The organism is Lysobacter arenosi (assembly GCF_016613475.2).
GTDB classification, from domain to species: Bacteria; Pseudomonadota; Gammaproteobacteria; order Xanthomonadales; family Xanthomonadaceae; genus Lysobacter_J; species Lysobacter_J arenosi.
In genome coordinates this window covers 936,778-960,134 of sequence record NZ_CP071517.1, presented here as the reverse complement: position 1 = coordinate 960,134, position 23,357 = coordinate 936,778, and the positions used below count along the sequence as shown (strand labels likewise).

Sequence of the window (23,357 nt, the reverse complement as noted above, 5' to 3'; positions counted from 1 at the left end):
GTCCGGACGACTTTCAGGGCGCCGGCACCAGGGCGGCAATCTCAGTGGGGCGCTGTCATGGCGATGTCGCCGCGACCATGGCGTTCTGCAGGGCCTGCTGTGTATTGAGATCCTGGAACGCGCTGAGGGTGTCGACGCCGACATTGACCGTGGTCAGGGCGCGGATGTCCTGATCGTTGCGGGTGTTCTGGACCAGCAGGCCGTTGAAGTTGGCTGACGGCTCGAAAGTGTTGCCTTCGCCGACCTGGATCACCTGGCCCTGGTTGAAGTCCGCCAGTTCCTGGGCCTGGGCCTGCGTCATCCGGCCGATGTCGGGAATGTTCACCCGCGTGGAGGCCAACAGTTCGCCATTGACGTACACCACGCGTTCAATGCCGAACGACAACGACATGCCGTTGGCGGTCTGGAAACCGCCGCGCATGTCCTCCAGCAGAGCGGGATCGATCGCGACCCATTCCTCTCCCAGCGAGTCGGCTTCGGCAGCGCCGGCCGTCAGCGTGGCCGCGGCAGCGGCGACGAAGGCGGCGGCAGCCAGGGAAACTCTCAGACGCAATGAAGGCGAGCGCATATGCCACCCCCTCAGATGTCGCCCGGCCGCTTGCGCGGCGTGACGATGTTGTAAAGGCTGTCGCGTGCGATGCCGGCATCCAGTGGCGCCGGTGGCGCCGTGCGCCAGTCGCGGGCGAGATTGAATCCGGCGATCTCGCGCCGGTTGTGGATCACGAACAGGATCTTGTTGTCCCACAGCTCTTCGAACCGCGAGCGTGGCATCGCCCGCGTGCCGCGGGCGGGATCGCCCAACAGGATGCGTCCGTTGCGCAATCCCTTGATCACGACGAAATGCTTGTAGCCACGATCGTTGAGCAGCACGATCGCCGGCAACCCTTCCTGGAAAAGCTTGTCCAGCGGCTGTTCGAAGCCATCGGCTTCGAACCCGCGCGACTGCAGGTAGCGGCGCATGTCCAGCAGCGAGAAACCGCGCTGCTTGATCTTGGCCTGGTCGCCGCGCTCGTACATCTGCATGAACACCTCGGCCTCGGTGACCGGGATGCCGTACTGGTACGTGAGCAGCGTCGCTGTCGCGGCCGATCCGCAGCTGAAGTCGTATTGCTGCGGCACGGTGGTCTGGAATCTGGCCTCCTTGAGGCTGACCACCTGCATGCGGTAGGGCGCGCCATTGACGCGCACGTCCACCTTGCCGGCCTGGGCCAGGCCGGCCAACAGTATCCAGGCCGATGCCGCCAACAAAGCACGGCCCCGGATGGTGCGGACGCTCATGGAGTCGGGTCCGCGAACTGCACGTTCACGATCATTCCGTTCTGGATCAGCACGTTCGCGCCGGTGTTCTGGATGACGGTGTTGATGCCGTTGGAATTGACGAACGATCCGCCGCCCAGGGCATTGTTGCCGGTGACGACACGATTGGCCGTGTTGTCCTCGACGCGACCTTCCAGAAGGATGTCGTTTTCAACGATGTCGGCGCCGCCGCGCATGTCGGCCAGCGCTTCCAGATTGATCGACTGACCCATCGCGTTGTCCTGGACAGGCACTTCGACGACAGGTTCGGCCGCGGGTGCGAACGCCAGGGGATCGACAGGTCCGGTGTAACTGGTAGTGAGGTCCTGGGCAACCACCGTGCCCAATGACGACAGGCCGATCAGGCCCGTGATGCTTGCAAGAACGATGAAACGGGTCGGTCGCACGGTCATTCTCCTTTGCCATGCAGTCCCCGTTGCGCGCGTGGTCTCCGACGTTGCCGGAATTTCCTGCCGGCGCTTGCGGCGCCGGCAGGAAGTCCATTACGCGCATTCCGACGTAGCCGGAGGCAAGGGCCTCCGGTACGCCGTTGGGGAGCGCTTATGGGCCTACGGACAGGTTGGCCTGGACGGTCACGCCCTGCTGGATCAGCGAGGAGAAACCGCTGTTCTGCGCAACCGTCATGATGCCGGCCGCCGACTGTCCAACACTGGTCATGTTGCTGGACATGTTGAACGTGCCTGCGTCATTGGCGACTGAGCCACCAGCACCGCCGGCACCGCCGACTGCACCGTTGCCCACGCCACCTTCGCCGGTGCCACCGTTGCCAGTCCCTCCAGCACCGCCTGAGCCGCCTGCGGCACCTGCCGCACCGACCGCGCCGTCACCGGCAGTGGCCGAGCCATTGCTTGCGCTGGCATCGGCATCGCCGTTGGTGGCTGCGCCACCGCCGCCGCCGGAACCGGCAGATGCGGTAACCGTGCCGCTCGCGCCGCCGTCACCGGCCGTCGCACCCGAGGTGCCCGTGCCTGCGCCGGAAGTTGCGGACGAGGTCGAGGACGAGGTCGACGTTGCGGTGGACGAACCACCCGCACCGCCTGCTCCGCCCGTGCCAGTGCCGCCGGCACCGCCTGCGCCACCGTTGTCGTCGCCATCACCGCCAGCGCCGCCACCGTTGCCACCGTCGTTGCCGCCGCCGCCGCCACCGCCGCCGCCGTCACTGCCACCGGCAAGCGCGCCGGAGCCAGAGCCGGAACCGGAGCCGGCCAGGCTGGCACCGCCAGCATCGCCGCTGTCGTTGTCGGCATCGCCGCCGCGACCACTGGTGTTATCCCAGGTGTCGCCGCCACGGCCGCCGCGACCTGCGGTCGCGTCACCGATGGTCGCGTCGCCGGAGGTCGCGCTGCCATTGTTGGCATCGCCACCGCTGCCGCCGCTGCCGCCGTCGCCGCCGTCTCCGCCGTCGCCGCCGTTGCCACCGTAGCCGTCGCCACCGTAGCCCTTGCCACCGTAGCCATCACCACCGGCGCCGCCCTTGCCACCGTTTGCATCGCCGAAGTTCTTGGCGACGTTGCCGATGTCATGGGTGCGAACGTCGTAAACCGAGCCTTCCAGCTTGGTGATTGCGACGATGTGGCTGGAGGTCTTGGAGAAGCTGCTCGAATCGGTGTAGGTGTTGGTTGCCGTACCGCTGCTTGCGGCCGAGGCCGAGCCTGCAGCTGCTCCGGAATCGCCGTTGTTTGCAGTGCTGCTGTCGCTGTCGTTGTCTTGGCTGTTATCGGTGGCGGTGATGTTGGCGAGGATGTCATCGCCGCCATTGCCATCACCGTTCGTCTGTTGTGCCCAAGCCTGGCTGGTAAGGCCAAGTCCCAGGAGCACTGCCGTTGCCATCAAGCTGCTACGAATGCGCATTGTTGTTCTCCTTTACGGTACGTCGATTGGCACCCGGGGGAGGCACCGGTAAACGACGCATGGAACTACACGCACAGCCGGTGCCAAGCTTCGTTCAGGTACGGCAAGTGATTGATCGACAATGCGATTCCAACTGAACAAATATGGGTTGGCAGGAGATCGGGGTAAGCACACCCGCAGAACGGCCCAAGGTGTTGCAAATTTGAAACCGGCTTCCTTGACGGACTTGATGTCCTTCGCCATTGGCACGGCGCAAACCATTGATTGGCGGTCCTCGCAAACTGCGGACCGCATATTCAGCAAAGTATTGCGAAACTGAAACGCCTGGCTTTACAGGCATCTTTCAAAAGACCGATTCCCGTTTCCACTCAACGTGTTGAATCGAAAATCTGCTGTTCTTCTGGCGTTTCGCACTGGCAACGCACGGATAAATATCCGGATCAGTCGTCGTCCCTGCTCACACCGCGCTCACGCCGGGCAGCGTCGCGAACGGCACGCAGGCGCTCGAGCTTTTCGCGCAGCTTGATCTCCAGGCCGCGATCGACGGGCTGGTAATACACGCGCTCGCCCATCGCATCGGGGAACCCGGTCTGGTCCAGCGCGATGCCGCCTTCGGCGTCATGGTCGTACTGGTAGCCCTTCGAGTAACCGAGCTGCTTCATCAGTTTCGTCGGCGCATTGCGCAGGTGCAGCGGCACGTCCTGCGTTCCGTACTCGCTGACGTCGCGCTTGGCGGCATTGAACGCGGCATAGCCGGCATTCGACTTGGCGGTGCTGGCCAGGTACAGCGTCAGCTGCGCGAAGGCCAGCTCGCCTTCGGGACTGCCCAGGCGTTCGAACGTGTCCCAGGCATCGAGTGCCATCTGCAACGCACGCGGGTCGGCCAGGCCGATGTCCTCGATGGCCATGCGCGTGAGTCGACGTGCCAGGTACGACGGATCGCAACCGCCATCGAGCATGCGCGTGAGCCAGTACAACGCGGCATCGGGATTGGAACTGCGCACCGACTTGTGCAGCGCCGAGATCTGGTCGTAGAACTGCTCACCACCCTTGTCGAAGCGACGCGTGCGGTCGGCCAGCACCTGCGCAAGAGTGGTAGCTGTGATTTCGCCGTCTTCGCCTTCGGCCAGTTCGGCGGCAATCTCCAGCAGCGTCAATCCGCGACGGACGTCGCCGTCGGCGGCGCGCGCGATCTGTTCCAGCGCCTCGTCGTCGACCTTGAGCCCGCGCCCACCGAGGCCGCGCTCGTCGTCGGCCAATGCCTGCCGCAGCGCCAGGCGGATGTCTTCCACCGATACCGCTTCCATCACGTGCACGCGGCAACGCGACAGCAGTGCCGAGTTCAATTCAAAGGACGGATTCTCGGTGGTGGCACCGATGAAGAGGATCGTGCCGCGTTCGATGTGCGGAAGGAACGCGTCCTGCTGCGCCTTGTTGAAACGATGCACCTCGTCGACGAACAGCACCGTGCGGTGGCCTTCGCCAAATCGCACCGCCGCCTCGGCAAGGACCTGCCGCACTTCCGGCAGTCCCGACAGCACCGCCGAGATCGCGCGGAATTCGGCATCGGCGTACTTGGCCAGCAGCAGCGCCAGCGTCGTCTTTCCGCAACCGGGCGGCCCCCAGAGCACCATCGAGTGCACGCGCCCGGATTCGATCGCGCGACGCAATGCCGACTTCGGTGCCAGCAGGCGTTTCTGCCCGACCATCTCGTCGAGCGTTCGCGGGCGCATGCGCTCAGCGAGCGGGCGCATGGCATCACGGTCGACATGGAGCAGGTCTTCGCTCGCGGACAGACCGGGAGCGGAGTTTCGGGGGGAACTTTGCCGGACCACGTGTTGGCAACCTTGCCGGGGACACGCACACAATACCAAGAGTGGCGTGCGTGGCCGCGACCGCGGTGTGCAGCGTCAACGATTTCGCAACTTCAGCGACCGGCGACGGGCGGCAGGGCGGTGTCGGGTGCTTCACCCAGGTCGTAGTGCAACTGCAGCCATTGGCCGCTGCGGCGATCGTAGAACGCGGCAATGCGGATCTTGCTGCTGCCGTCGCGGCCGAAGTCGGCCAGCCCCGAGGCGTCGATCAGCAGGTAGCCCTGACCGGCCTCTACCGATTCAATGCGATCAAGCTGCAGGCGTATCGACGCGAACGTCAGGTCCGAGCGCAGTGCCTGCACCAGGGCGTCGTCGAGATCCTGCACCACTGCCGTGTCGTTGGGCACCGGGCGCGCCTCCGCACCGACCCCCAGCACCAGCTCCGGGGCAGCGGCCTGGCCGAGCAGCACGTCGTACTGGGTGCGGAATGTGAAGCCGATCCAGGCCCAGTCGCCGACAAAGCGCATCTGCCCTTCCCCGCTGATCACACGCCGGCCAGCGTCGCCGGGCTGGTCGTCGATGGCGCCGAAGCGGGCTTCGATGGCGCGGCCATCGAACTGCGTGGCCAGCGCACCAACCACGACGCCGGCCACGGCTTTCTCGAGCGCCGGTCGGTCCCTGGAGCGTGTCTGGACAGCAGGCGATGCAGTGTCGAACGCCGGGCGAGGCAACGCCCGCGTCGCCGGAGCGGTCGCGCCCGGCTCGGCGGCAAATGCCTCTGGCAAGTGCGCCAACAACAGCACGAGCCCCCATGTCCAGCAAGCATGCATTGATCTGCGGCAGGCTCCTGCGGCCGGGAAATGGCGTCGCTGCCTCCCTGAATAACGAAAAGGCCTGCCGAAGCAGGCCTTGCGCCGGAGATCGTGGCGGCTCAGCCGCCGCCGATCACGTCCACGCCCTTGGGCGGCGTGTAACGGAATGTCCCGGCGGCAAACGCCGGGTTGCGCTTCCAGCCGCTGAAGCTGATCTCGGTGCGCTGACCCAGCGCGTCGACCACGTGCATCTTGGCCAGGCCGCTCGGGCCGAAACCCAAGCGGGCGGAACGGAAGCCTGAGTCACTATCGCCCTTGGGCGTCAGCGACAGCCATTCCAGGCCCGCGTCCGCACCAAGTTCCCTGACCTTGAACTGCGCGTCCAGGCGGCTCGGATCGATCAAAGCCGACAGCGGGCTGTTCTGCTCTTCCTCGCCCTGCGGGCGCACGGTCACCTGCTGCAGGTCGGGATCGTGCACCCAGACCTTCTTGCCGTCGGCGACGATCAGCTGCGGATACGGCTTGACGTATTCCCAGCGGAACAGCCGCGGCGCCGACAGGGCCACCTGCCCGCTCGAGTTCTCCTTGAGCTTGCCGCTGGGATCGAAGACCTGCTGGGTGAACTGCCCGCTAAGGCCCTTCAGGCCCTTGGTGAAGGTGTTGAGGTCGTCACGCGCGCCGGCGAAGGCGCTCGAAGCGGCCAGCGCGGCGATGAGGCCGGTCAGATGGATGAAACGCATGGGAGTCCCTGGATGATGTGGCGGCACGGACGCGATGGGCGCAGTGTGCCGCCGGAAAGATGAATGGACGCACGACCGCCCCCGCGACAGCCCTACTTCGGCGGTGGCGGGGCCAGCACGCTGCGGTCGCCATTGTGCTCGGGAGGCGTGACTACGCCGGCCATTTCCATCGCCTCGATCAGGCGCGCGGCGCGGTTGTAGCCGATTTTCAGGCGGCGTTGAACGCCCGAGATCGATGCACGGCGGGTCTCGGTGACGATGCGGACGGCTTCGTCGTAGAGCGGATCGGATTCGTCGCCGCCACCGCCACCGCTTTCCGGCAGGCCGGTCGCGCCGACGACGATGCCGTCGCCCATGGTCTGCACTTCGTCGAGCACGCCCTGGATGTAGTCCGGACCGCCGCCGACCTGCTTGAGATGCTCGACCACGCGGTGCACTTCCTCGTCTGAGACGAAGGCGCCGTGGACGCGCTCGGGCATCGCCGTGCCCGGCGGCAGGTACAGCATGTCGCCGTGGCCGAGCAGCGTTTCGGCGCCGGACTGGTCGAGGATGGTGCGCGAGTCGATCTTGCTCGACACCTGGAAGGCAATGCGCGTAGGGATGTTGGCCTTGATCAGGCCGGTGATCACGTCCACCGACGGACGCTGCGTAGCCAGGATCAGATGGATGCCGGCGGCGCGCGCCTTCTGCGCCAGTCGGGCGATGAGTTCTTCGACCTTCTTGCCGACGATCATCATCATGTCGGCGAATTCGTCGATGAAGATGACGATGAAGGGCAACGTCTCCAGCGGCTGCGGCGCCTCGCCGAGTTCGGCGTTGGGCTTGAACAGCGGATCCATCATCGGCTGGCCCGCTTCTTCCGCGTCCTTGACCTTCTTGTTGAAGCCGGCCAGGTTGCGCACGCCCACCGCCGACATCAGCTTGTAGCGGCGCTCCATTTCGGCCACGCACCAGCGCAGGCCGTTGGCGGCCTCCTTCATGTCGGTGACGACCGGCGCGAGCAGGTGCGGGATGCCCTGGTAGACCGACAGCTCCAGCATCTTCGGGTCGATCATCAGCATCCGCAGGTCCTTCGCGGAGGCCTTGTACAGCAGCGACAGCACCATCGCATTGACCGCGACCGACTTGCCCGAGCCGGTGGTACCGGCAACCAGCAGGTGCGGCATGCGCGCAAGGTCGGCCACCGTCGGGCGGCCGGCGATGTCCTTGCCCAGCGCCAGCGTCAGCGGGCTGGTCGACTTGTCGTATTCCTTCGAGCGCAGCAGCTCAGACAGGAAGATCATCTCGCGCGAGGTGTTCGGCGTTTCCAGGCCGACCACCGACTTGCCCGGGATCACGTCGACCACGCGCACCGACTTCACCGACAGGCCACGGGCGATGTCCTTGTCGAGCGAGCTGATCTGGCTGACCTTCACGCCCGGCGCCGGCTCCAGTTCGAAGCGCGTGATCACCGGGCCCGGATAGGCGCCGACCACCTGCGCATCGATGCGGAAGTCCTTGAGCTTGAATTCGATCTGGCGCGACAGCGTCTCCAGCGTTTCTTCGCTGTAGCCCTTGGGCTGCGGCTTGGGATCGTCGAGCAGCGCCAGCGGCGGAATGCCGGTGCCGTCGCCAACGTGGAACAGCGGGATCTGCTGCTCGCGCTTGGCGCGTTCGCTCTTCTCCACCACCGGTGCCGCCGGCGGTTCGATCTTCACCGGCGCGCGCTTGGCGCGCAGTTCCGTGTCGACCTTGCGTGCCTCTTCGCGCTCCTCGCGGAAGGCTCGGGTCTGCTGCCACTCGGTCGCCTGTTTCTCGCCCTGGCGGAACAGCTTGCTTACCGTCGGTCCGAGCGCCAGCACCCACTGGCCGATCTTGTCCATCACCGCGAACCACGACAGGCCCGTGGCCAGCGTCACCGACACCAGCAACAACGCCAGCAGGAACAGATTCCCGCCCACCGGTCCGAAACCGAGATAAAGCGATTTGCCGACCAGCCGGCCGAGCATGCCGCCGCTGCCGGCCGAGAACGAATCCGGCGACGCGACGCGCAGGTGCAGCAGGCCCGTTGCAGCCACCAGGAAACCGACGATGCCGATCAGTCGCAGTGCCGGCCCAAGGTCGGCATCGCCATCGCCGTCCTCATCCATGCCGAACAAGGCGATCCAGGCGACCGCGCCGAGCATCAACGGCAGCAGGAAGGCGACATAGCCGCACAGGTACAGGAGGATGTCGGCAGTGAACGCACCGACCCGGCCGCCGACGTTGTGCAGCGGCGCGGTAATGCTGCCGGCGTGCGACCAGCCCGGGTCCTGCGGCGAGAACGTCACCAGGCTCGCAAGCAGGTACAGCAGCACGGGCGCGATGATGATCAGCGCGATATCGCGCATGAGACGTTGCCGCCGCGGCGATGGCGGCAGCTTTTCGGCCGTGACTTTCTTGCGGCTGGCTGTGGACGCTTGCGCCACCGTGATGTTCTGCCTTAGCTAGATACTGTTAGTTGTTGAATATACGCCAGAAAGACCAGAAATGTGAGGCGACGCCCCCGGTTCTGGCTACCTGCGCACGTCAAAGATCGTAACCGAAGCCATTGAGGCCCCCTACAGGGCCCCCACCGGCCGCAAACGAAACGGGGAGCGCCAGTCTCCCGGCCCTCCCCGTTCGATACCGCAATGACGCTTGGCGGGCTTTAGAGCTTCATGTCCTGCAGCGCCGGGTGCACCAGCTTGCCGCCTTCGACGTTGATGCCGCGCACCAGCGCCTGGTTCTGGCGCCAGGCGTCGCCCGAGGCCAGCTTGTTGACCCACGGCAGGATCGCCGCGCAGATCGCCTGCGAGCTGGTCTGCGGCACGGCGCCGGGCATGTTGGTCACGCAGAAGTGGGTGACGCCCTCTTCGACGTAGGTCGGCTCCTTCCAGGTGGTCGGGCGCGAGGTCTCGAAGCAGCCGCCCTGGTCGATCGAGATGTCGACCACCACGCTGCCGTCCTGCATGCCCTTGAGCATCTCGCGGGTCAGCACGTGCGGCGCGCGGGCGCCAGTGACCAGCACCGCACCGACAACGAGGTCGGCCGAGGCCACTTCGCGCGCGACCACGTCGGCGTACGGGTACAGGGTGGTGACGTTGTTGCCCAGGCGCATCATCTGGTCCATGCGGTCCTGGCGCATTTCGAACACGACCACGTTCGAGCCGCCGGCCGCGGCCAGCGCCGCCGAGGCGCTGCCAGCCTGGCCGGCACCGAACACGACGACCTTGCCACGCTCGGTCGACGGCAGGCCGCCGAGCAGCTTGCCCTTGCCGCCTTCGGGCTGGTGCAGCAGGTGGGTGCCGACCTGGACCGCGATCTTGCCGGCGATGACCGACATCGGCGCCAGCAGCGGCAGGTCGCCGTTGGGCAGCTCGACGGTCTCGAAGGCGATACCGGTCAGGCCGATGTCGAGCAGCTGCTTCGTCAGCTCCGGCTCTGCGGCCAGGTGCAGGTAGCAGAACAGCAGGTGATCCTTGCGCAGGTGCTTGAGGTCGCCGGCGATCGGCTCCTTCACCTTCACGATCAGCTGGCCCTTCTCGTAGAGCTGCGCGGCATCGACGGCAATCTTCACGCCCAGCTGGGTGTACTGCTCATCGGTGAAGCCCGACTTGACGCCGGCATCCTTCTCGAGCCAGACCTCGTGGCCGCGCTTGACCAGATCGCCGGCAGCAGCCGGAACGAGCGCAACGCGCCCTTCGAGGGTCTTGGTTTCCTTGGGAACGCCGATCCGCATGTCTCTACCTTCTTGAAATGTTGATGCAAGTGTTGAACCCCCCGCGCGGGCATGCGCGGGCGATTGCGAGGGGAATGACGCAAAAAAGCGCCGCATGTGCGGCGCGTACCGCTATTGTCCTTCACAAGCCAGACAGGGCTCACGGCGCAGTGCAACATTGCGTCCATGCAGCTCGCCTTGTTTTGCCGGGGTGCCGCCTCCAAGCTATGGCTTCGACGACCCGACACACGCAGGCGTATGGCTGCAACCTCGCCAACGCCCCTTAATCCATTAGCCCGCGATTATACCAATGACCCCATCGAAGCACTCCCGCGTCATCATCCTCGGCTCCGGCCCGGCTGGCTGGACCGCGGCCGTTTACGCTGCCCGCGCCAATCTCAAGCCGCTGGTGATCACCGGCCTGCAGATGGGCGGCCAGTTGATGACGACCACGGAGGTCGACAACTGGCCCGGCGACGCCCACGGGCTGATGGGCCCGGACCTGATGGCGCGCATGCAGGCGCATGCCGAGCGCTTCGACACCGAAGTGGTGTTCGACCACGTCCATACCGCCGATCTTTCCTCGCGCCCGTTCAGGCTCGTCGGCGACAGCGGCGAGTACACCTGTGACGCCCTGATCATCGCCACCGGCGCGACCGCCAAGTACCTGGGCCTGCCGTCGGAAGAGATGTTCAAGGGCCGCGGCGTTTCCGCCTGCGCAACCTGCGACGGCTTCTTCTACAAGGAGCAGGACGTGGCGGTGATCGGCGGCGGCAACACCGCCGTCGAAGAAGCGCTGTACCTGTCGAACATCGCCCGCAAGGTCTACCTGGTGCATCGCCGCGACACGCTGCGCGCCGAGAAGATCATGCAGGACAAGCTGTTCGCGAAAATCCAGTCCGGCAAGATCGAACCGATCTGGCACCACGAGGTCGACGAAGTACTCGGCAACGATGCCGGAGTGACCGGCCTGCGCGTGAAGTCGGTGCAGGACGGCTCGACCCGCGAAGTGCTGATCCATGGCCTGTTCGTCGCCATCGGCCACACCCCGAACACCTCGCTGTTCGAAGGCCAGCTGGCGATGAAGAACGGCTACATCACCATCCGCACCGGCCTGGAAGGCAACTCCACGCTGACCTCGGTGCCGGGCGTGTTCGCCGCCGGTGACGTCGCCGACCAGGTTTATCGCCAGGCCATCACCTCCGCGGGCTTCGGCTGCATGGCAGCGCTGGATGCGGAGAAGTTCCTCGATAAGGAAGGTTGATGTTGGAGGGCGGGGCTCTGGTCATTGCCATCCCCGCTCCTGCATGACCGCGCCGCGCATCATCACCTCGCTGTCGGACATTCCTGCTTCGCAGTGGGATGCCCTGCACGATGGCTGCAATCCGTTCGTCAGCCACGCCTTCCTCTGCGGCCTCGAACAGCACGGCTGCCTGCGTGCGCAATGGGGCTGGACGCCACAGCACCTGACGCTGTGGGAGGGCACGAACCTCGTCGCCGCCGCCCCGGCCTACCTGAAGGAGAACTCGCACGGCGAGTTCGTCTTCGATCACGCCTGGGCGCATGCCTATGCGCAGCACGGGCTCGAGTACTTTCCCAAGTGGCTGTGCGCGGTGCCCTACTCGCCCGTCACCGGACCGCGCCTGCTCGCCCGCGATCTCGATCGTCGCTCCGAACTCGCAACGGCGTTGGCGAAACTGTGCGCTGGCAATGCGCTGTCGTCAGTGCACGTCAATTTCCATCGCGACGACGAGGATGCAGAGTTCGACCGCGACTGGCTGTCGCGGATCGACGTGCAGTACCACTGGCGCAACGACCGCGAATGGCGCGATTTCGACGACTACCTGGCCGCGTTCGACCACAAGCACCGCAAGAACATCCGCCAGGAGCGGGCCAAGGTCGCCCGTGCAGGCGTGACGTTCCGCGTGGTCGAAGGTCGCGACGCCAGCGATGACGACCTGGCGGCGATGCATGGCTTCTACCTGCAGACATTCGCCGAGTACGGCAACCACCCGGCACTGACACTCGACTTCCTGCGCCACATGGCACGCGCGATGCCCGATTCGCTGGTGATGTTCCTGGCAATGCGCGACGAACGCCCGATCGCCGGCGCGCTCTGCCTGCGCGGCGGCGACACTTTGTACGGCCGCTACTGGGGAGCCAGCGAGACGGCGCCGGGCCTGCACTTCGAGACCTGCTACTACCAGGGCATCGACTATTGCCTGGCGAACGGACTGACCCGTTTCGAGCCCGGCGCGCAGGGCGAGCACAAGCTCGCGCGCGGCTTCCTGCCGACGATCGTGCGCAGCCGGCACTGGGTGGCGGACGAGCAGTTCCGCGCTGCATTGCGCGACTGGTGCGCGCAGGAGTCGGCCGCGGTACGCAGGTATGCGGCGACCCTGGTCGGGCACTCGCCGTTCAAGGACTGATGCTGTCGTCCCGGGCGCGGCGGATGCATCATCACCACCATGACCGCCCTGCCCGCCCTGCTGCCAGACGATCCCGAGGCGCCGTTCCCGCCCGTGGAGCAAGCACTGCGCCAGCCCGACGGCCTGCTCGCGGTCGGCGGTGACCTCTCGCCGGCGCGCCTTCTCAACGCGTACCGGCACGGCATCTTTCCCTGGTACTCGCAGGGCCAGCCGATCCTGTGGTGGAGCCCGGATCCGCGCACGGTGTTCGCCACCGATGCCGTGAAGCTGTCCTCGAAGTTCCGCCGTGGCCTGCGCCACTGCGACTGGACGGTGCGCGCCGACACCGCCTTCGACGAGGTCGTCGAGGTCTGCGCGCGGATCCGCCGGCCCGGCCAGCGCGGCACCTGGATCACCCGCGAGATGCAGGTCGCCTATCGCCGCCTGCATGCGCTCGGCCATGCGCATTCGTTCGAAGTGTTCGCCGGTGAGCAGCTGGTCGGCGGCATCTACGGCGTGACGGTGGGCCGGATGTTCTACGGCGAGAGCATGTTCAGCGCGCAATCCGGCGGCTCCAAGGTCGCCCTCGCCGCGCTGGCCCACCATCTGCACGAATGGGGCTGGCCCCTGATCGACGCCCAGGTCGAGAACCCGCACCTGATCAGCCTGGGTGCCCGGTTGTGGCCGCGGCAGGCCTTCGTCGCGCGGGTGGCCGAGATGGCGACGCTGGAGGGCCTCCCGGGGCGCTGGAACGCCCGCGTGGGCGATTGGCCGGCGTGCCGACTGGCCGCTCCGCTGCCCGATTAACCGTTTTTTTGCAACGGCGGCGCGCGCATGGCAAAATACGGGGCTTCGTTCCGTCCCTCATCCTGAGGCACGGGCGCTCCACGCATTTCAGGAACCACATGGCAAAAGACGACGTGATCGAATTCGAGGGCACGGTGGCGGAAACTCTTCCGAACACCATGTTCCGGGTGCGCCTCGAAAACGGGCACGAGATCATTGCCCACATCTCCGGCCGCATGCGCAAGAACTACATCCGCATCCTGACCGGCGACAAGGTGAAGGTCGAAATGACCCCGTACGACCTGACCAAGGGCCGTATCACTTACCGCATGAAGTAATAGCGGTAAGCCATTGAATTAAAAAAGGCGGCCATCGGCCGCCTTTTTTGTTGCCTCTCCGGCGCCTGCAGCGCCGGCCCCTCTCCCGCGAGGGGAGAGGGAACGTCCGGCTAGACCGTCGCCGGGAGGAGCTTCTCCGGCTCGGCCTGCGCCTCGACCACCAACTCGTCGTCCTTGACGTCGATGCTGACGCGGCCGCCGTTGACCAGCTTGCCGAACAGCAGCTCGTCCGCCAGCGGGCGCTTGATCTTGTCCTGGATCACCCGCGCCATCGGACGCGCACCCATCAGCGGGTCGAAGCCGTGCTGGGCCAGCCAGTCGCGCGCGGTCGGCGTGGCCGACAGCGTCACGTCCTTGTCGTGCAACTGCGCTTCCAGCTCGATCAGGAACTTGTCGACCACGCGCAGGATGTGCTCGAAGCCAAGCGCCTGGAACTGCACGACCGCATCGAGGCGGTTGCGGAATTCCGGGGTGAAGCTGCGGCGGATCACTTCCATCGCATCGGTCGAATGATCCTGCTGGGTGAAGCCAATCGTGCGCCGCGACGCCTGCGCCGCGCCGGCATTGGTGGTCATCACCAGGATCACGTTCTTGAAGTTGGCCTCGCGACCGTTGGTGTCGGTCAGCACGCCGCGGTCCATCACCTGCAACAGGATGTTGAAGATGTCCGGATGCGCCTTCTCGACCTCGTCCAGCAGCAGCACGCAGTGCGGCGTCTTGACGATCTTCTCGGTCAGCAGGCCGCCCTGGTCGAAACCGACGTAACCCGGGGGCGCACCGATCAGGCGGCTCACCGAATGCGGCTCCATGTACTCGGACATGTCAAAGCGGACCAGCTCGATGCCCAGCTGCAGCGCGAGCTGCTTGGTCACCTCGGTCTTGCCGACACCGGTGGGACCAGCGAACAGGAAGTTGCCGATCGGCTTGTCCGGATTGCCCAGGCCCGAGCGGGCGAGCTTGATGGCCGAGGTCAGCGTGTCGATCGCCGGATCCTGGCCGAAGATCACCATCTTCAGGTTGCGCTCGAGGTTGCGCAGCACGTCCTTGTCGGAGGCGCTGACCTGCTTGGTCGGGATGCGCGCCATCTTGGCGACAATCGTCTCGATCTCCTCGACATCGATCAGGCTCTTGCGGATGTCCAGCGCCAGCAGCCGCTGCCGGGCGCCGGCCTCGTCGATCACGTCGATGGCCTTGTCCGGCAGCAGGCGGTCGCCGATGTGCTTGACCGACAGGTCCACCGCCGCCTGCAGCGCATCGTCGGCGTAGGTCACGCCGTGGTGCGCCTCGTACTTGGGCTTGAGGCCCTGCAGGATCTCGTAGGCCTCGCCCACCGTCGGCTCGACGATGTCGATCTTCTGGAAGCGCCGCGCCAGGGCCCGGTCCTTTTCGAAGATGCCGCGGTATTCCTGGAACGTGGTCGAGCCGATGCAGCGCAGGTCGCCCGACGCGAGCGCCGGCTTGATCAGGTTGCTGGCATCCATCGTGCCGCCGCTGGCACTGCCGGCACCGATGATGGTGTGGATCTCGTCGATGAAGAGCACCGCTTCCGGCAGCTTCTTCAGCTGCGTCAGCACGGCCTTCAGGCGCTTTTCAAAGTCGCCGCGATACTTGGTGCCGGCCACCAGCGCGCCCAGGTCGAGGGCGTAGATGGTGGCGTCGGCAAGCACGTCGGGGACGTCGCCGTCGACGATGCGCTTGGCCAGGCCCTCGGCGATCGCGGTCTTGCCCACGCCTGCCTCGCCGACGTACAGCGGGTTGTTCTTGCGGCGGCGGCACAGCACCTGGATGGTGCGCTCGACTTCGTCGGCACGGCCGACCAGCGGATCGATCTTGCCTTCGCGTGCGAGCTGGTTGAGGTTGACCGCGAACTCGGCCAGGGCATCACCCTTGCCTTCGCCCTCGCCTTCACCCGAGGGCGACTCGCCCTCTTCCTGCGAGCGCGAGGATTCCTCGCCACCCTGCTTGGCAATGCCGTGCGAGATGTAATTGACGACGTCGAGGCGGGCGACGTCCTGCTGGTTGAGGAAATAGACCGCGTGCGAGTCCTTCTCGCCGAAGATCGCCACCAGCACATTGGCGCCGGTGACTTCCTTCTTGCCCGAGGACTGGACGTGGTAGACGGCGCGCTGGAGCACGCGCTGGAAACCCAGGGTCGGCTGCGTGTCGCGGTCGACGTCTTCGGGCAGCACCGACACCGAGGTGGCGATGGCCTGTTCCAGGTCGGTGCGCAGGCGCGGGAAGTCGACCCCGCACGCCTTGAGTACGGCTTCGGCGGACGGGTTGTCGAGCAGCGCCAGCAGCAGGTGTTCGACCGTCATGTACTCGTGGCGCGCCTCGCGGGCGCGCTTGTAGCACTGGCCGATGCTGTATTCGAGATCCTTGCTGAACATGGGGCGAGAGCCTCCGGAAACTACTGCCGTCCTAGATGGGGGTGGGACTGGCGAATTCCATGCCGCCTGCAAGGCCCGCCGCAAGTCCCTTCCTTCCTGGCCTTGGACCGGCCCTGGCAGCGGCTGGTTCCACGCTTCTTACTGGTCGAGACGTGCTAAGCAGAACTTTTAGGCCTTTTCCATCGTGCACAGCAAGGGGTGTTGGTTGAGCCTTGAAAATTCGTTCACCTGCGCCACCTTGGATTCTGCAACCTCGCGGGTGAAAACCCCGCACACACCGCGACCGCGGGTATGCACGTGCAGCATGATCTGGGTGGCTTTTTCGGCGTTCATGGCGAAAAAGCGCATCAGCACCTCGACTACGAAGTCCATCGGGGTGTAGTCGTCGTTCAGCAGCAGGACGGAATACAGGGGCGGGCGGGCCACCTCGGGCTTGCCGGTTTCCACCAGCACGCCGTGGTGTTGTTCGTGTTCGGTCTGTTTGGCCATGGCCGAATTATAGGGCCCGGGCCGCTGCCGGTCGTGGACGCCCATGCCCGGGCGCCGGCACAATGCCGCACATTCCCCGCTTTCATCAGTCCAGGAGCCAAACCAGATGCGTCTGCTTGCTGCGATGCTGATCGCACTGTCGTCGCTGCCGGCCCTGGCCGCGGACACCGGTGTGCCTGCTGGTGAAACGCAGCATTCTGCCGCCGACCCTCTGATCGCCCGTCAGTTGGACGGCCTGGACTACCGCTACGAGGTCGACGAGGACGGCGACTACAAGTTGACCTTCGATGTCGACGACAAGCGCAGCCAGCTGGCCTACATCCTCTCGGCGACGGAAAAGTTCGGCAACCTGCAGGTCCGCGAGATCTGGTCGCCGGCGTATCGCGCCGCCTCGACCCAGTTCCCGATTGACGTCGCCAATCGCCTGCTCGAGGACAGCCAGTCGAGCAAGCTCGGGGCGTGGGTCAAGCAGGGCGACATGGCCGTGTTCGTGGTCAAGATCGCCGCCGACGCCGCGGCTGCGGAGTTGGACGACGCTCTGGACTTCGTCCTGCGCTCGGCCGACCAGATGGAAGCGGCCCTGACCCAGGGCAAGGACGAATTCTGAAATGAGCTACCGCGAAGGCCGGTTCTGGCAACCCGACGTGACCGTGGCCACGGTGGTGGTCGACGGCGGTCGGCTGCTCATGGTCGAAGAGTCGGTCGGTGGCCGGCTGGTGCTCAACCAGCCCGCCGGGCACCTGGAGCCGGACGAAAGCCTGCACGAGGCCGCGCTTCGGGAAACGCTCGAGGAGACCGGCTGGGACGTCCGCCTCACCGCGTTCGTCGGCGCCTACCAGTGGAAGGCACCGGACAACGGCGACGGCCGCGGCGGGCGCCATTACCTGCGCTTCGCCTTCGCCGCCGAACCGGTCAGGCACGATCCTGCGCGACCGCTGGACGACGGCATCGTCCGCGCGGTCTGGATGACGCCCAGCGAGCTTCAGGCGGCCCAGCAGCGCCACCGCAGTCCGCTGGTGTGGCGGGCGGCCGCGGACTTCCTGGCGGGGCACAGGCACCCGCTGGAGCTGGCCCAGCACCTGGCATGAGCAGATCGTGGCCGCAATGAGCACGCTGGCATGAGCGCTGCACAGGCAAGAACCATCGTCGGCATGTCCGGGGGTGTCGATTCCTCGGTGGCCGCGTTGCACCTGCGCGATGCCGGCGAACCGATCGCCGGCTTGTTCATGCAGAACTGGGCCGACGACGGCAGCGGCGACTGCCGCGCCGAGGATGATCGCCGCGACGCGGTTGCGGTCAGTGGCCGGCTCGGCATCCAGATCCACTTCCGCGATTTCTCCGGCGAGTACTGGGCCGGCGTGTTCGAGCACTTCCTGGCCGAGTACGCCGCCGGGCGCACGCCCAACCCCGACGTGCTGTGCAACCGCGAGATCAAGTTCAAGCATTTCCTCGATGCCGCCCGCGACCTGGGCGCGCAGTACATCGCCACCGGCCACTACGCCCGGGTCGAGGCATCCGCCGGCCGCCACCTGCTGCTGCGCGCTGTGGACCGCAGCAAGGACCAGAGCTATTTCCTGCACCAGCTCGGCCAGGCACAGCTGGCGGCGACCCGTTTCCCGCTGGGCGGACTGATCAAGCGCGACGTGCGGCAGATGGCACTCGATGCCGGCCTGCCCACCGCGGCCAAGAAGGACTCGACCGGCATCTGTTTCATCGGCGAGCGCGATTTCCGCGAGTTCCTCGGTCGCTACCTGCCGGCGCGCGAAGGCGAGATGCGTACTCCCGATGGCGAGGTGATCGGCCGCCATTCCGGCGTGTTCTATTTCACCCTCGGCCAGCGCGAAGGTCTCAACATCGGCGGCGTACGTGGCTTTGAGGCAGCGCCGTGGTACGTGGTCGGCAAGGATGTCGCCGGCAACGTGCTCTACGTCGACCAGGGCGCCGACAGCCCCTGGCTGCAGTCGCACGCCCTGCGGTCGGAACCGGCTCACTGGATCGCCGGCGCCCCGCCCTCGGCCCGCTTCACCTGCACCGCGCAGACGCGCTATCGCCAGCATGACGAGGCGTGCGAAGTGAGCGTTCGCGAGGACGGCACACTGGAAGTCCGCTTTGCCCGCCCCCAACGTGCGGTAACGCCGGGACAGTCGCTGGTCCTCTATGACGGCGACGTCTGCCTGGGTGGCGCCGTCATCGCCACCACCGATGCACCGCTGGAAGAACGATTGAAGGCTCAAGCTGCATGAATCAAAGCAACTCCATGTCCACTCGCGTGCTGGCGCTGGCCGGTCTGGTGCAGGCGCTGGCGCAGGTGCGGCGGGTCGCCGACACCGGCCAGGCCAACGCCGCCATCCTCGGCACCGCGATGGATTCGGTCTTCCGGATCGATTCGCCCTCGCCCGCGGCCATCTACGGAGGCATCGAGGCCGTGCGCCCGGGCCTGACGCTGTTGCGCGACTATTTCAGCAACCAGCAGCGCGACGAGCAGCTGCCGCGCCTGGTGCTGGCGGTACTGCAGCTGGAGCGTCGCTTTGTCCGCGACGATGACATGGCCCAGCGCGTGCAGGCCGGTATCCGTGCGCAGGCGGGCAACGCCGAGCGCAGTGGCAGCACTCACCCGGACGTGATGACCGCCCTCGGCAGCCTGTACGCGGAAACCCTGAGCCACCTGCGTCCGCGCGTGCTGGTGCAGGGTAATCCGCACTACCTCGGCCAGGCCACGGTGGTGGCCGAAGTGCGCGCGATCCTGCTCGCCGCGGTGCGCTCGGCAGTGCTCTGGCGCCAGTGCGGCGGCAGTCTGTGGGACTTCCTGTTGCGCAGGCGCGAGTTGCTGGCGGCGGTCAAGGACCACCTGGGGCTGAGCAATGCCCCTCCTTGGCCTGCGCGTCAGGCCGACGGCGGGAACGCCCCGCCGCTCTGCCCCCAGGCCCAGCACACCGCCGCGATCAACGCGAGCGCGAGCATCCAGCGCAGCGTCTGTTCGACGCGATCCGTCCCCTTGTGCGTCTTCATGTTGTCCCCCTGACTGCGCGCGATGAAACGACAGTGCGCGACGCAAGTCCTTGACTGTTGTCACGCACTGGACGCTTGGGGTCGGCCAGCTTCGGGGTTAGCGATGAACGGCACAGTCCAGGCCGTAACAAAAAACCCCGGCATTGCCGGGGTTCCTTGTTCAACTCATGGCAAACCCGATCAGGCTGCGACGGTCTCCGCCACCTGGCGGTAGTCCTCGATCTGGTCGAAGTTCATGTAGCGGTAGATCTCGGCGCCCTTGGCGTTGATCACGCCGATGTCCGCCATGTACTCCTCGCGGGTCGGGATGCGACCCAGGCGCGAGCAGATCGCCGCCAGTTCCGCCGAACCCAGGTACACGTTGGTGTTGCGACCCAGGCGGTTGGGGAAGTTGCGGGTGCTGGTGGAGAACACCGTTGCGCCCTCGCGCGCCTGCGCCTGGTTGCCCATGCACAGCGAGCAGCCCGGCATTTCCATGCGCGCGCCGGCGGTGCCGAAGGTGCCGTAGTGGCCTTCCTTGGTCAGCTCGGAGGCATCCATCTTGGTCGGCGGCGCGACCCACAGGCGGGTCGGGATGTCGCGCTTGCCTTCCAGCAACTTGGCGGCGGCACGGAAGTGGCCGATGTTGGTCATGCACGAACCGATGAAGACCTCGTCGATGACGGCGCCGGCAACGTCGGACAGCGTCTTCACGTCGTCCGGGTCGTTCGGGCAGGCCACGATCGGCTCGACGATCTGGTCGAGGTCGATGTCGATCACGGCGGCGTACTCGGCGTCGGCATCGCCTTCCAGCAACTGCGGGTTGGCCAGCCAGGCTTCCATCGCCTTGATGCGGCGCGCCAGCGAGCGCGGGTCGGCATAACCCTCGGCGATCATCCACTTCAGCAGCGTGATGTTGCTGGTGAGGTATTCGATGATCGGTTCCTTGTCGAGCTTCACCGTGCAGCCGGCAGCCGAACGCTCGGCCGAGGCATCGGACAGCTCGAATGCCTGCTCGACCTTGAGCTGCGGCAGGCCTTCGATCTCGAGGATGCGGCCGGAGAAGATGTTCTTCTTGCCCTGCTTGGCGACGGTCAGCATGCCCTGCTTGATCGCGGCCAGCGGGATCGCGTTGACCAGGTCACGCAGGGTCACGCCCGGCTGCATGGTGCCCTTGAAGCGCACCAGCACCGACTCGGGCATGTCCAGCGGCATCACGCCGGTAGCCGCGGCAAACGCGACCAGACCGGAGCCTGCCGGGAACGAGATGCCGACCGGGAAACGGGTGTGGCTGTCGCCGCCGGTGCCGACGGTGTCGGGCAGCAGCATGCGGTTGAGCCAGGAGTGGATCACGCCGTCGCCCGGACGCAGGGCGATGCCGCCACGGTTGCTGATGAAGGCCGGCAGGTCGTGGTGGGTCTTGACGTCGACCGGCTTCGGGTAAGCCGCGGTGTGGCAGAACGACTGCATCACCAGGTCGGCCGAGAAGCCCAGGCAGGCCAGGTCCTTGAGCTCGTCGCGGGTCATCGGGCCGGTGGTGTCCTGCGAACCCACCGAGGTCATCTTCGGCTCGCAGTAGGTACCCGGGCGGATGCCGGTGCCGTCGGTCAGACCGCAGGCGCGGCCGACCATCTTCTGCGCCAGCGAGTAACCCTTGCCGCTGTCGACCGGGTTGGACGGCAGGCGGAACAGCGTCGACGGCGCCAGGCCCAGCGCTTCACGCGCCTTGGCGGTCAGCCCGCGGCCGACGATCAGCGGGATGCGGCCGCCGGCGCGGACTTCGTCGAACAGCACGTCGGACTTCACCGAGAACTCGGCGATGACTTGGCCGTCTTTGAGCGCCTTGCCCTCGTACGGACGCAGCTCGACCACGTCGCCCATGTTCATCTGCGACACGTCCAGCTCGATCGGCAGCGCGCCGGCGTCTTCCATGGTGTTGTAGAAGATCGGAGCGATCTTGCTGCCCAGGCAGACGCCGCCGAAGCGCTTGTTCGGGATGAACGGGATGTCCTCGCCGGTGAACCAGAGCACGGAGTTGGTGGCGGACTTGCGCGAGGAACCGGTGCCGACGACGTCGCCGACGTAGGCGACCAGATGGCCCTTGTCCTTCAGCGACTCGATGAACTTGACCGGGCCGCGCTTGCCGTCTTCTTCCGGCTCGATGCCTTCGCGGCGGTTCTTCAGCATCGCCAGGGCGTGCAGCGGGATGTCCGGGCGCGTGGTCGCGTCCGGTGCCGGCGACAGGTCGTCGGTGTTGGTCTCGCCGGTCACCTTGAAGACGGTGATGGTCAGGCTGGCCGGGACTTCCGGGCGGCTGGTGAACCATTCGGCGTCGGCCCAGCTCTGCAGCACGGCCTTGGCGTTGGCGTTGCCGGCCTCGGCCTTTTCCTGCACGTCGTGGAAGGCGTCGAACATCAGCAACGTCTTCTTCAGCGCTTCGGCGGCGATGACGCCGACCTGGGCGTCGTCGAGCAGGTCGACAAGCGGATGGATGTTGTAGCCGCCCAGCATGGTGCCGAGCAGTTCGGTCGCGCGCTCGCGGCTGATCAGCGAATTGACTTCGGTACCAAAGGCCACGGCGGCCAGGTACGAGGCCTTGACCTTGGCGGCGTCATCGACGCCGGCCGGCACGCGGTTGGTGATCAGGTCGAGAAGGAACTCTCCCTCACCCGCCGGCGGGTTCTTCAGCAGCTCGATGACGTCAGCGGTCTGCTGAGCGGTCAGCGGCAGCGGCGGAATGCCCAGCGCGGCGCGCTCGGCAACGTGAAGGCGGTAGGTTTCCAACATGGTTCTCTCCAGAAAAACTCAGTCGTTGTGGCGTAGTGCGGTCAGGCGAGCGTCGTGCCCTATGAAGTCGCGCTCTATAAGGCTTTGGGCACGATGATCTTCAGACCCTTGAAGTAATCGCGGAAAAACCCGGCGTCGCGTGTGATCAGGCCGGCGCACTGCAGCAGCGCATGAGCGCCGACGATGAAGTCCGGTACGGTGCGCGGCGAGATCTGGCCACCCTGCCCCGCGGCCCGACGCTGGTTGAAGCGGCGCTGCATTTCGCCCGCGCGGATGGCCGAACGGCGTTCCACGGGGAGGTAACGCATCCCCATTTCCTCGACCACGTCCATGATGTCGGTGCCATGCCCCAGTCCGGCGGTAATCTCGCTGACCACCACGTCGCACAGCACGACCGGACCTTGCGCCAACGCATCGCGAACGCACTGTTCCGCGGCATCGGCCATGCTCGCGTCCTCGCCGAGCAGGTCGATCAGCACGGACGTGTCGATTGCGATGGTGTTGCCGGCGGGTGTCATAGGGTCAGACGTCCACCGGATCGCCTGGTGCGCGCCCACGCAGCTCGCGCATGATGTCGTCGGTGGTCACGCCTTCGGGCAGCTTGAAGCGGCCGCGCGCGCGCGAAATGGCATCGTCCACGTTCTTGCGCAGGATGATGCGACCGCCCTCGAGCTCCACCTTGAGGTGGGTGCCCTTGGTCAGGCCCAGCGCATCACGCACGGCCTTGGGCAGGGTGATCTGGCCTCGTTCGGCAACGATGGCTTCCATGGCGGACCTCCTCGGTCGGACGGACTCGGACAGCCGGGTCCGGTATGCATGAATGATACATACCTGACCACCCATACTCAATCGCACGTGGCCGCACGGGCGCACAATGAGGGGCGCGTATTCAGGTTCCGGACCATCGTCCGCTAGCCTT

General features: G+C 66.1%; 21 protein-coding genes and 1 pseudogene. 8 read left to right on the top strand and 14 right to left on the bottom strand.

What is annotated here, in order from left to right; translation table 11 throughout:
• Positions 1-55: 55 nt before the first annotated feature.
• The 9 genes from HIV01_RS04555 to ald form a co-directional block, all read right to left on the bottom strand.
• Positions 56-568, bottom strand: coding sequence for a hypothetical protein (locus HIV01_RS04555; protein WP_200605157.1), 513 nt, complete (start codon positions 566-568; stop codon positions 56-58).
• 11 nt (positions 569-579) lie between these two features.
• Positions 580-1,278 (bottom strand): C39 family peptidase, encoded by a 699-nt coding sequence (locus HIV01_RS04550; RefSeq protein WP_200605156.1) that lies wholly within the window; start codon positions 1,276-1,278, stop codon positions 580-582.
• Entirely contained in the window at positions 1,275-1,703 is a 429-nt protein-coding gene (locus HIV01_RS18105; RefSeq protein WP_245156912.1) for a hypothetical protein, read from the bottom strand. Before HIV01_RS18105 ends, HIV01_RS04550 begins: the two co-directional genes overlap by 4 nt.
• A 154-nt stretch (positions 1,704-1,857) precedes the next feature.
• Positions 1,858-3,168 (bottom strand): hypothetical protein, encoded by a 1,311-nt coding sequence (locus tag HIV01_RS04540; protein WP_200605155.1) that lies wholly within the window; start codon positions 3,166-3,168, stop codon positions 1,858-1,860.
• 440 nt (positions 3,169-3,608) lie between these two features.
• Positions 3,609-4,922, bottom strand: coding sequence for a replication-associated recombination protein A (locus tag HIV01_RS04535; RefSeq protein WP_200605154.1), 1,314 nt, complete (start codon positions 4,920-4,922; stop codon positions 3,609-3,611).
• A 173-nt stretch (positions 4,923-5,095) separates the two neighbouring features.
• The gene (locus HIV01_RS04530; protein WP_207527088.1) at positions 5,096-5,635 is read right to left on the bottom strand and encodes a hypothetical protein; all 540 of its coding nucleotides are present in this window, start codon (positions 5,633-5,635) and stop codon (positions 5,096-5,098) included.
• Positions 5,636-5,913: 278 nt separating this feature from the next.
• Positions 5,914-6,534: an outer membrane lipoprotein periplasmic chaperone LolA gene (lolA, locus tag HIV01_RS04525; RefSeq protein WP_200605152.1), complete on the bottom strand. Its 621-nt coding sequence runs from the start codon at positions 6,532-6,534 to the stop codon at positions 5,914-5,916.
• A 92-nt stretch (positions 6,535-6,626) separates the two neighbouring features.
• On the bottom strand, positions 6,627-8,981 hold the full coding sequence (locus tag HIV01_RS04520) for a DNA translocase FtsK (protein ID WP_245156911.1): 2,355 nt from the start codon (positions 8,979-8,981) through the stop codon (positions 6,627-6,629).
• 221 nt (positions 8,982-9,202) lie between these two features.
• Positions 9,203-10,273, bottom strand: coding sequence for an alanine dehydrogenase (gene ald, locus HIV01_RS04515; RefSeq protein ID WP_200605151.1), 1,071 nt, complete (start codon positions 10,271-10,273; stop codon positions 9,203-9,205).
• Positions 10,274-10,562: 289 nt separating this feature from the next.
• Here ald and trxB point away from each other — a divergent pair, with 289 nt between their 5' ends.
• The 4 genes from trxB to infA all read left to right on the top strand — a co-directional run bounded on the left by trxB (position 10,563) and on the right by infA (position 13,784).
• Entirely contained in the window at positions 10,563-11,516 is a 954-nt protein-coding gene (trxB, locus tag HIV01_RS04510; protein WP_200605150.1) for a thioredoxin-disulfide reductase, read from the top strand.
• Positions 11,517-11,559: 43 nt separating this feature from the next.
• Complete coding sequence (locus HIV01_RS04505; RefSeq protein WP_200605149.1) at positions 11,560-12,681, top strand: GNAT family N-acetyltransferase; 1,122 nt, start codon at positions 11,560-11,562, stop codon at positions 12,679-12,681.
• Between the two features lie 39 nt (positions 12,682-12,720).
• On the top strand, positions 12,721-13,467 hold the full coding sequence (gene aat / locus HIV01_RS04500; RefSeq protein WP_200605148.1) for a leucyl/phenylalanyl-tRNA--protein transferase: 747 nt from the start codon (positions 12,721-12,723) through the stop codon (positions 13,465-13,467).
• A 98-nt stretch (positions 13,468-13,565) separates the two neighbouring features.
• Positions 13,566-13,784: a translation initiation factor IF-1 gene (gene infA, locus HIV01_RS04495; RefSeq protein WP_031372296.1), complete on the top strand. Its 219-nt coding sequence runs from the start codon at positions 13,566-13,568 to the stop codon at positions 13,782-13,784.
• Between the two features lie 110 nt (positions 13,785-13,894).
• On the opposite strand, the gene clpA is transcribed toward infA, so the two are convergent.
• Both clpA and clpS read right to left on the bottom strand, forming a co-directional pair.
• Positions 13,895-16,174, bottom strand: a complete 2,280-nt coding sequence (clpA, locus tag HIV01_RS04490) for an ATP-dependent Clp protease ATP-binding subunit ClpA (protein ID WP_200605147.1) — start codon at positions 16,172-16,174, stop codon at positions 13,895-13,897.
• Positions 16,175-16,342: 168 nt separating this feature from the next.
• On the bottom strand, positions 16,343-16,663 hold the full coding sequence (gene clpS, locus HIV01_RS04485; RefSeq protein ID WP_200605146.1) for an ATP-dependent Clp protease adapter ClpS: 321 nt from the start codon (positions 16,661-16,663) through the stop codon (positions 16,343-16,345).
• Between the two features lie 106 nt (positions 16,664-16,769).
• Here clpS and HIV01_RS04480 point away from each other — a divergent pair, with 106 nt between their 5' ends.
• The 4 genes and pseudogenes from HIV01_RS04480 to HIV01_RS04465 all read left to right on the top strand — a co-directional run.
• Positions 16,770-17,270: a hypothetical protein gene (locus HIV01_RS04480; RefSeq protein ID WP_200605145.1), complete on the top strand. Its 501-nt coding sequence runs from the start codon at positions 16,770-16,772 to the stop codon at positions 17,268-17,270.
• A 1-nt stretch (position 17,271) separates the two neighbouring features.
• Entirely contained in the window at positions 17,272-17,751 is a 480-nt protein-coding gene (locus HIV01_RS04475; RefSeq protein ID WP_200605144.1) for an NUDIX hydrolase, read from the top strand.
• Between the two features lie 30 nt (positions 17,752-17,781).
• Positions 17,782-18,906 carry a tRNA 2-thiouridine(34) synthase MnmA gene (gene mnmA / locus HIV01_RS04470; protein WP_207527087.1) on the top strand — a complete coding sequence of 375 codons (1,125 nt, stop codon included), beginning with the start codon at positions 17,782-17,784 and terminating at the stop codon, positions 18,904-18,906.
• A gap of 14 nt (positions 18,907-18,920) precedes the next feature.
• Positions 18,921-19,502, top strand: a pseudogene (locus HIV01_RS04465) (lysogenization protein HflD); the annotation flags it as partial.
• A gap of 350 nt (positions 19,503-19,852) precedes the next feature.
• Here HIV01_RS04465 and acnB read toward each other — a convergent pair.
• The 3 genes from acnB to HIV01_RS04450 form a co-directional block, all read right to left on the bottom strand.
• Positions 19,853-22,438: a bifunctional aconitate hydratase 2/2-methylisocitrate dehydratase gene (gene acnB, locus HIV01_RS04460; protein ID WP_200605141.1), complete on the bottom strand. Its 2,586-nt coding sequence runs from the start codon at positions 22,436-22,438 to the stop codon at positions 19,853-19,855.
• Between the two features lie 74 nt (positions 22,439-22,512).
• Positions 22,513-22,956, bottom strand: a complete 444-nt coding sequence (locus HIV01_RS04455; RefSeq protein WP_200605140.1) for a type II toxin-antitoxin system VapC family toxin — start codon at positions 22,954-22,956, stop codon at positions 22,513-22,515.
• 4 nt (positions 22,957-22,960) lie between these two features.
• The gene (locus tag HIV01_RS04450) at positions 22,961-23,206 is read right to left on the bottom strand and encodes an AbrB/MazE/SpoVT family DNA-binding domain-containing protein (protein ID WP_158730873.1); all 246 of its coding nucleotides are present in this window, start codon (positions 23,204-23,206) and stop codon (positions 22,961-22,963) included.
• Between the last annotated feature and the right edge of the window lie 151 nt (positions 23,207-23,357).

Bases quoted from the DNA above. Each gene is read 5' to 3' on its own strand.
- HIV01_RS04555 (WP_200605157.1), bottom strand. From the start codon at position 568: ATGCGCTCGCCTTCATTGCGTCTGAGAGTTTCCCTGGCTGCCGCCGCC.
- HIV01_RS04550 (WP_200605156.1), bottom strand. From the start codon at position 1,278: ATGAGCGTCCGCACCATCCGGGGCCGTGCTTTGTTGGCGGCATCGGCC.
- HIV01_RS04540 (WP_200605155.1), bottom strand. From the start codon at position 3,168: ATGCGCATTCGTAGCAGCTTGATGGCAACGGCAGTGCTCCTGGGACTT.
- HIV01_RS04535 (WP_200605154.1), bottom strand. From the start codon at position 4,922: ATGCGCCCGCTCGCTGAGCGCATGCGCCCGCGAACGCTCGACGAGATG.
- lolA (WP_200605152.1), bottom strand. From the start codon at position 6,534: ATGCGTTTCATCCATCTGACCGGCCTCATCGCCGCGCTGGCCGCTTCG.
- ald (WP_200605151.1), bottom strand. From the start codon at position 10,273: ATGCGGATCGGCGTTCCCAAGGAAACCAAGACCCTCGAAGGGCGCGTT.
- trxB (WP_200605150.1), top strand. From the start codon at position 10,563: ATGACCCCATCGAAGCACTCCCGCGTCATCATCCTCGGCTCCGGCCCG.
- HIV01_RS04505 (WP_200605149.1), top strand. From the start codon at position 11,560: ATGACCGCGCCGCGCATCATCACCTCGCTGTCGGACATTCCTGCTTCG.
- aat (WP_200605148.1), top strand. From the start codon at position 12,721: ATGACCGCCCTGCCCGCCCTGCTGCCAGACGATCCCGAGGCGCCGTTC.
- infA (WP_031372296.1), top strand. From the start codon at position 13,566: ATGGCAAAAGACGACGTGATCGAATTCGAGGGCACGGTGGCGGAAACT.
- clpA (WP_200605147.1), bottom strand. From the start codon at position 16,174: ATGTTCAGCAAGGATCTCGAATACAGCATCGGCCAGTGCTACAAGCGC.
- clpS (WP_200605146.1), bottom strand. From the start codon at position 16,663: ATGGCCAAACAGACCGAACACGAACAACACCACGGCGTGCTGGTGGAA.
- HIV01_RS04480 (WP_200605145.1), top strand. From the start codon at position 16,770: ATGCGTCTGCTTGCTGCGATGCTGATCGCACTGTCGTCGCTGCCGGCC.
- HIV01_RS04475 (WP_200605144.1), top strand. From the start codon at position 17,272: ATGAGCTACCGCGAAGGCCGGTTCTGGCAACCCGACGTGACCGTGGCC.
- mnmA (WP_207527087.1), top strand. From the start codon at position 17,782: ATGAGCGCTGCACAGGCAAGAACCATCGTCGGCATGTCCGGGGGTGTC.
- acnB (WP_200605141.1), bottom strand. From the start codon at position 22,438: ATGTTGGAAACCTACCGCCTTCACGTTGCCGAGCGCGCCGCGCTGGGC.
- HIV01_RS04455 (WP_200605140.1), bottom strand. From the start codon at position 22,956: ATGACACCCGCCGGCAACACCATCGCAATCGACACGTCCGTGCTGATC.
- HIV01_RS04450 (WP_158730873.1), bottom strand. From the start codon at position 23,206: ATGGAAGCCATCGTTGCCGAACGAGGCCAGATCACCCTGCCCAAGGCC.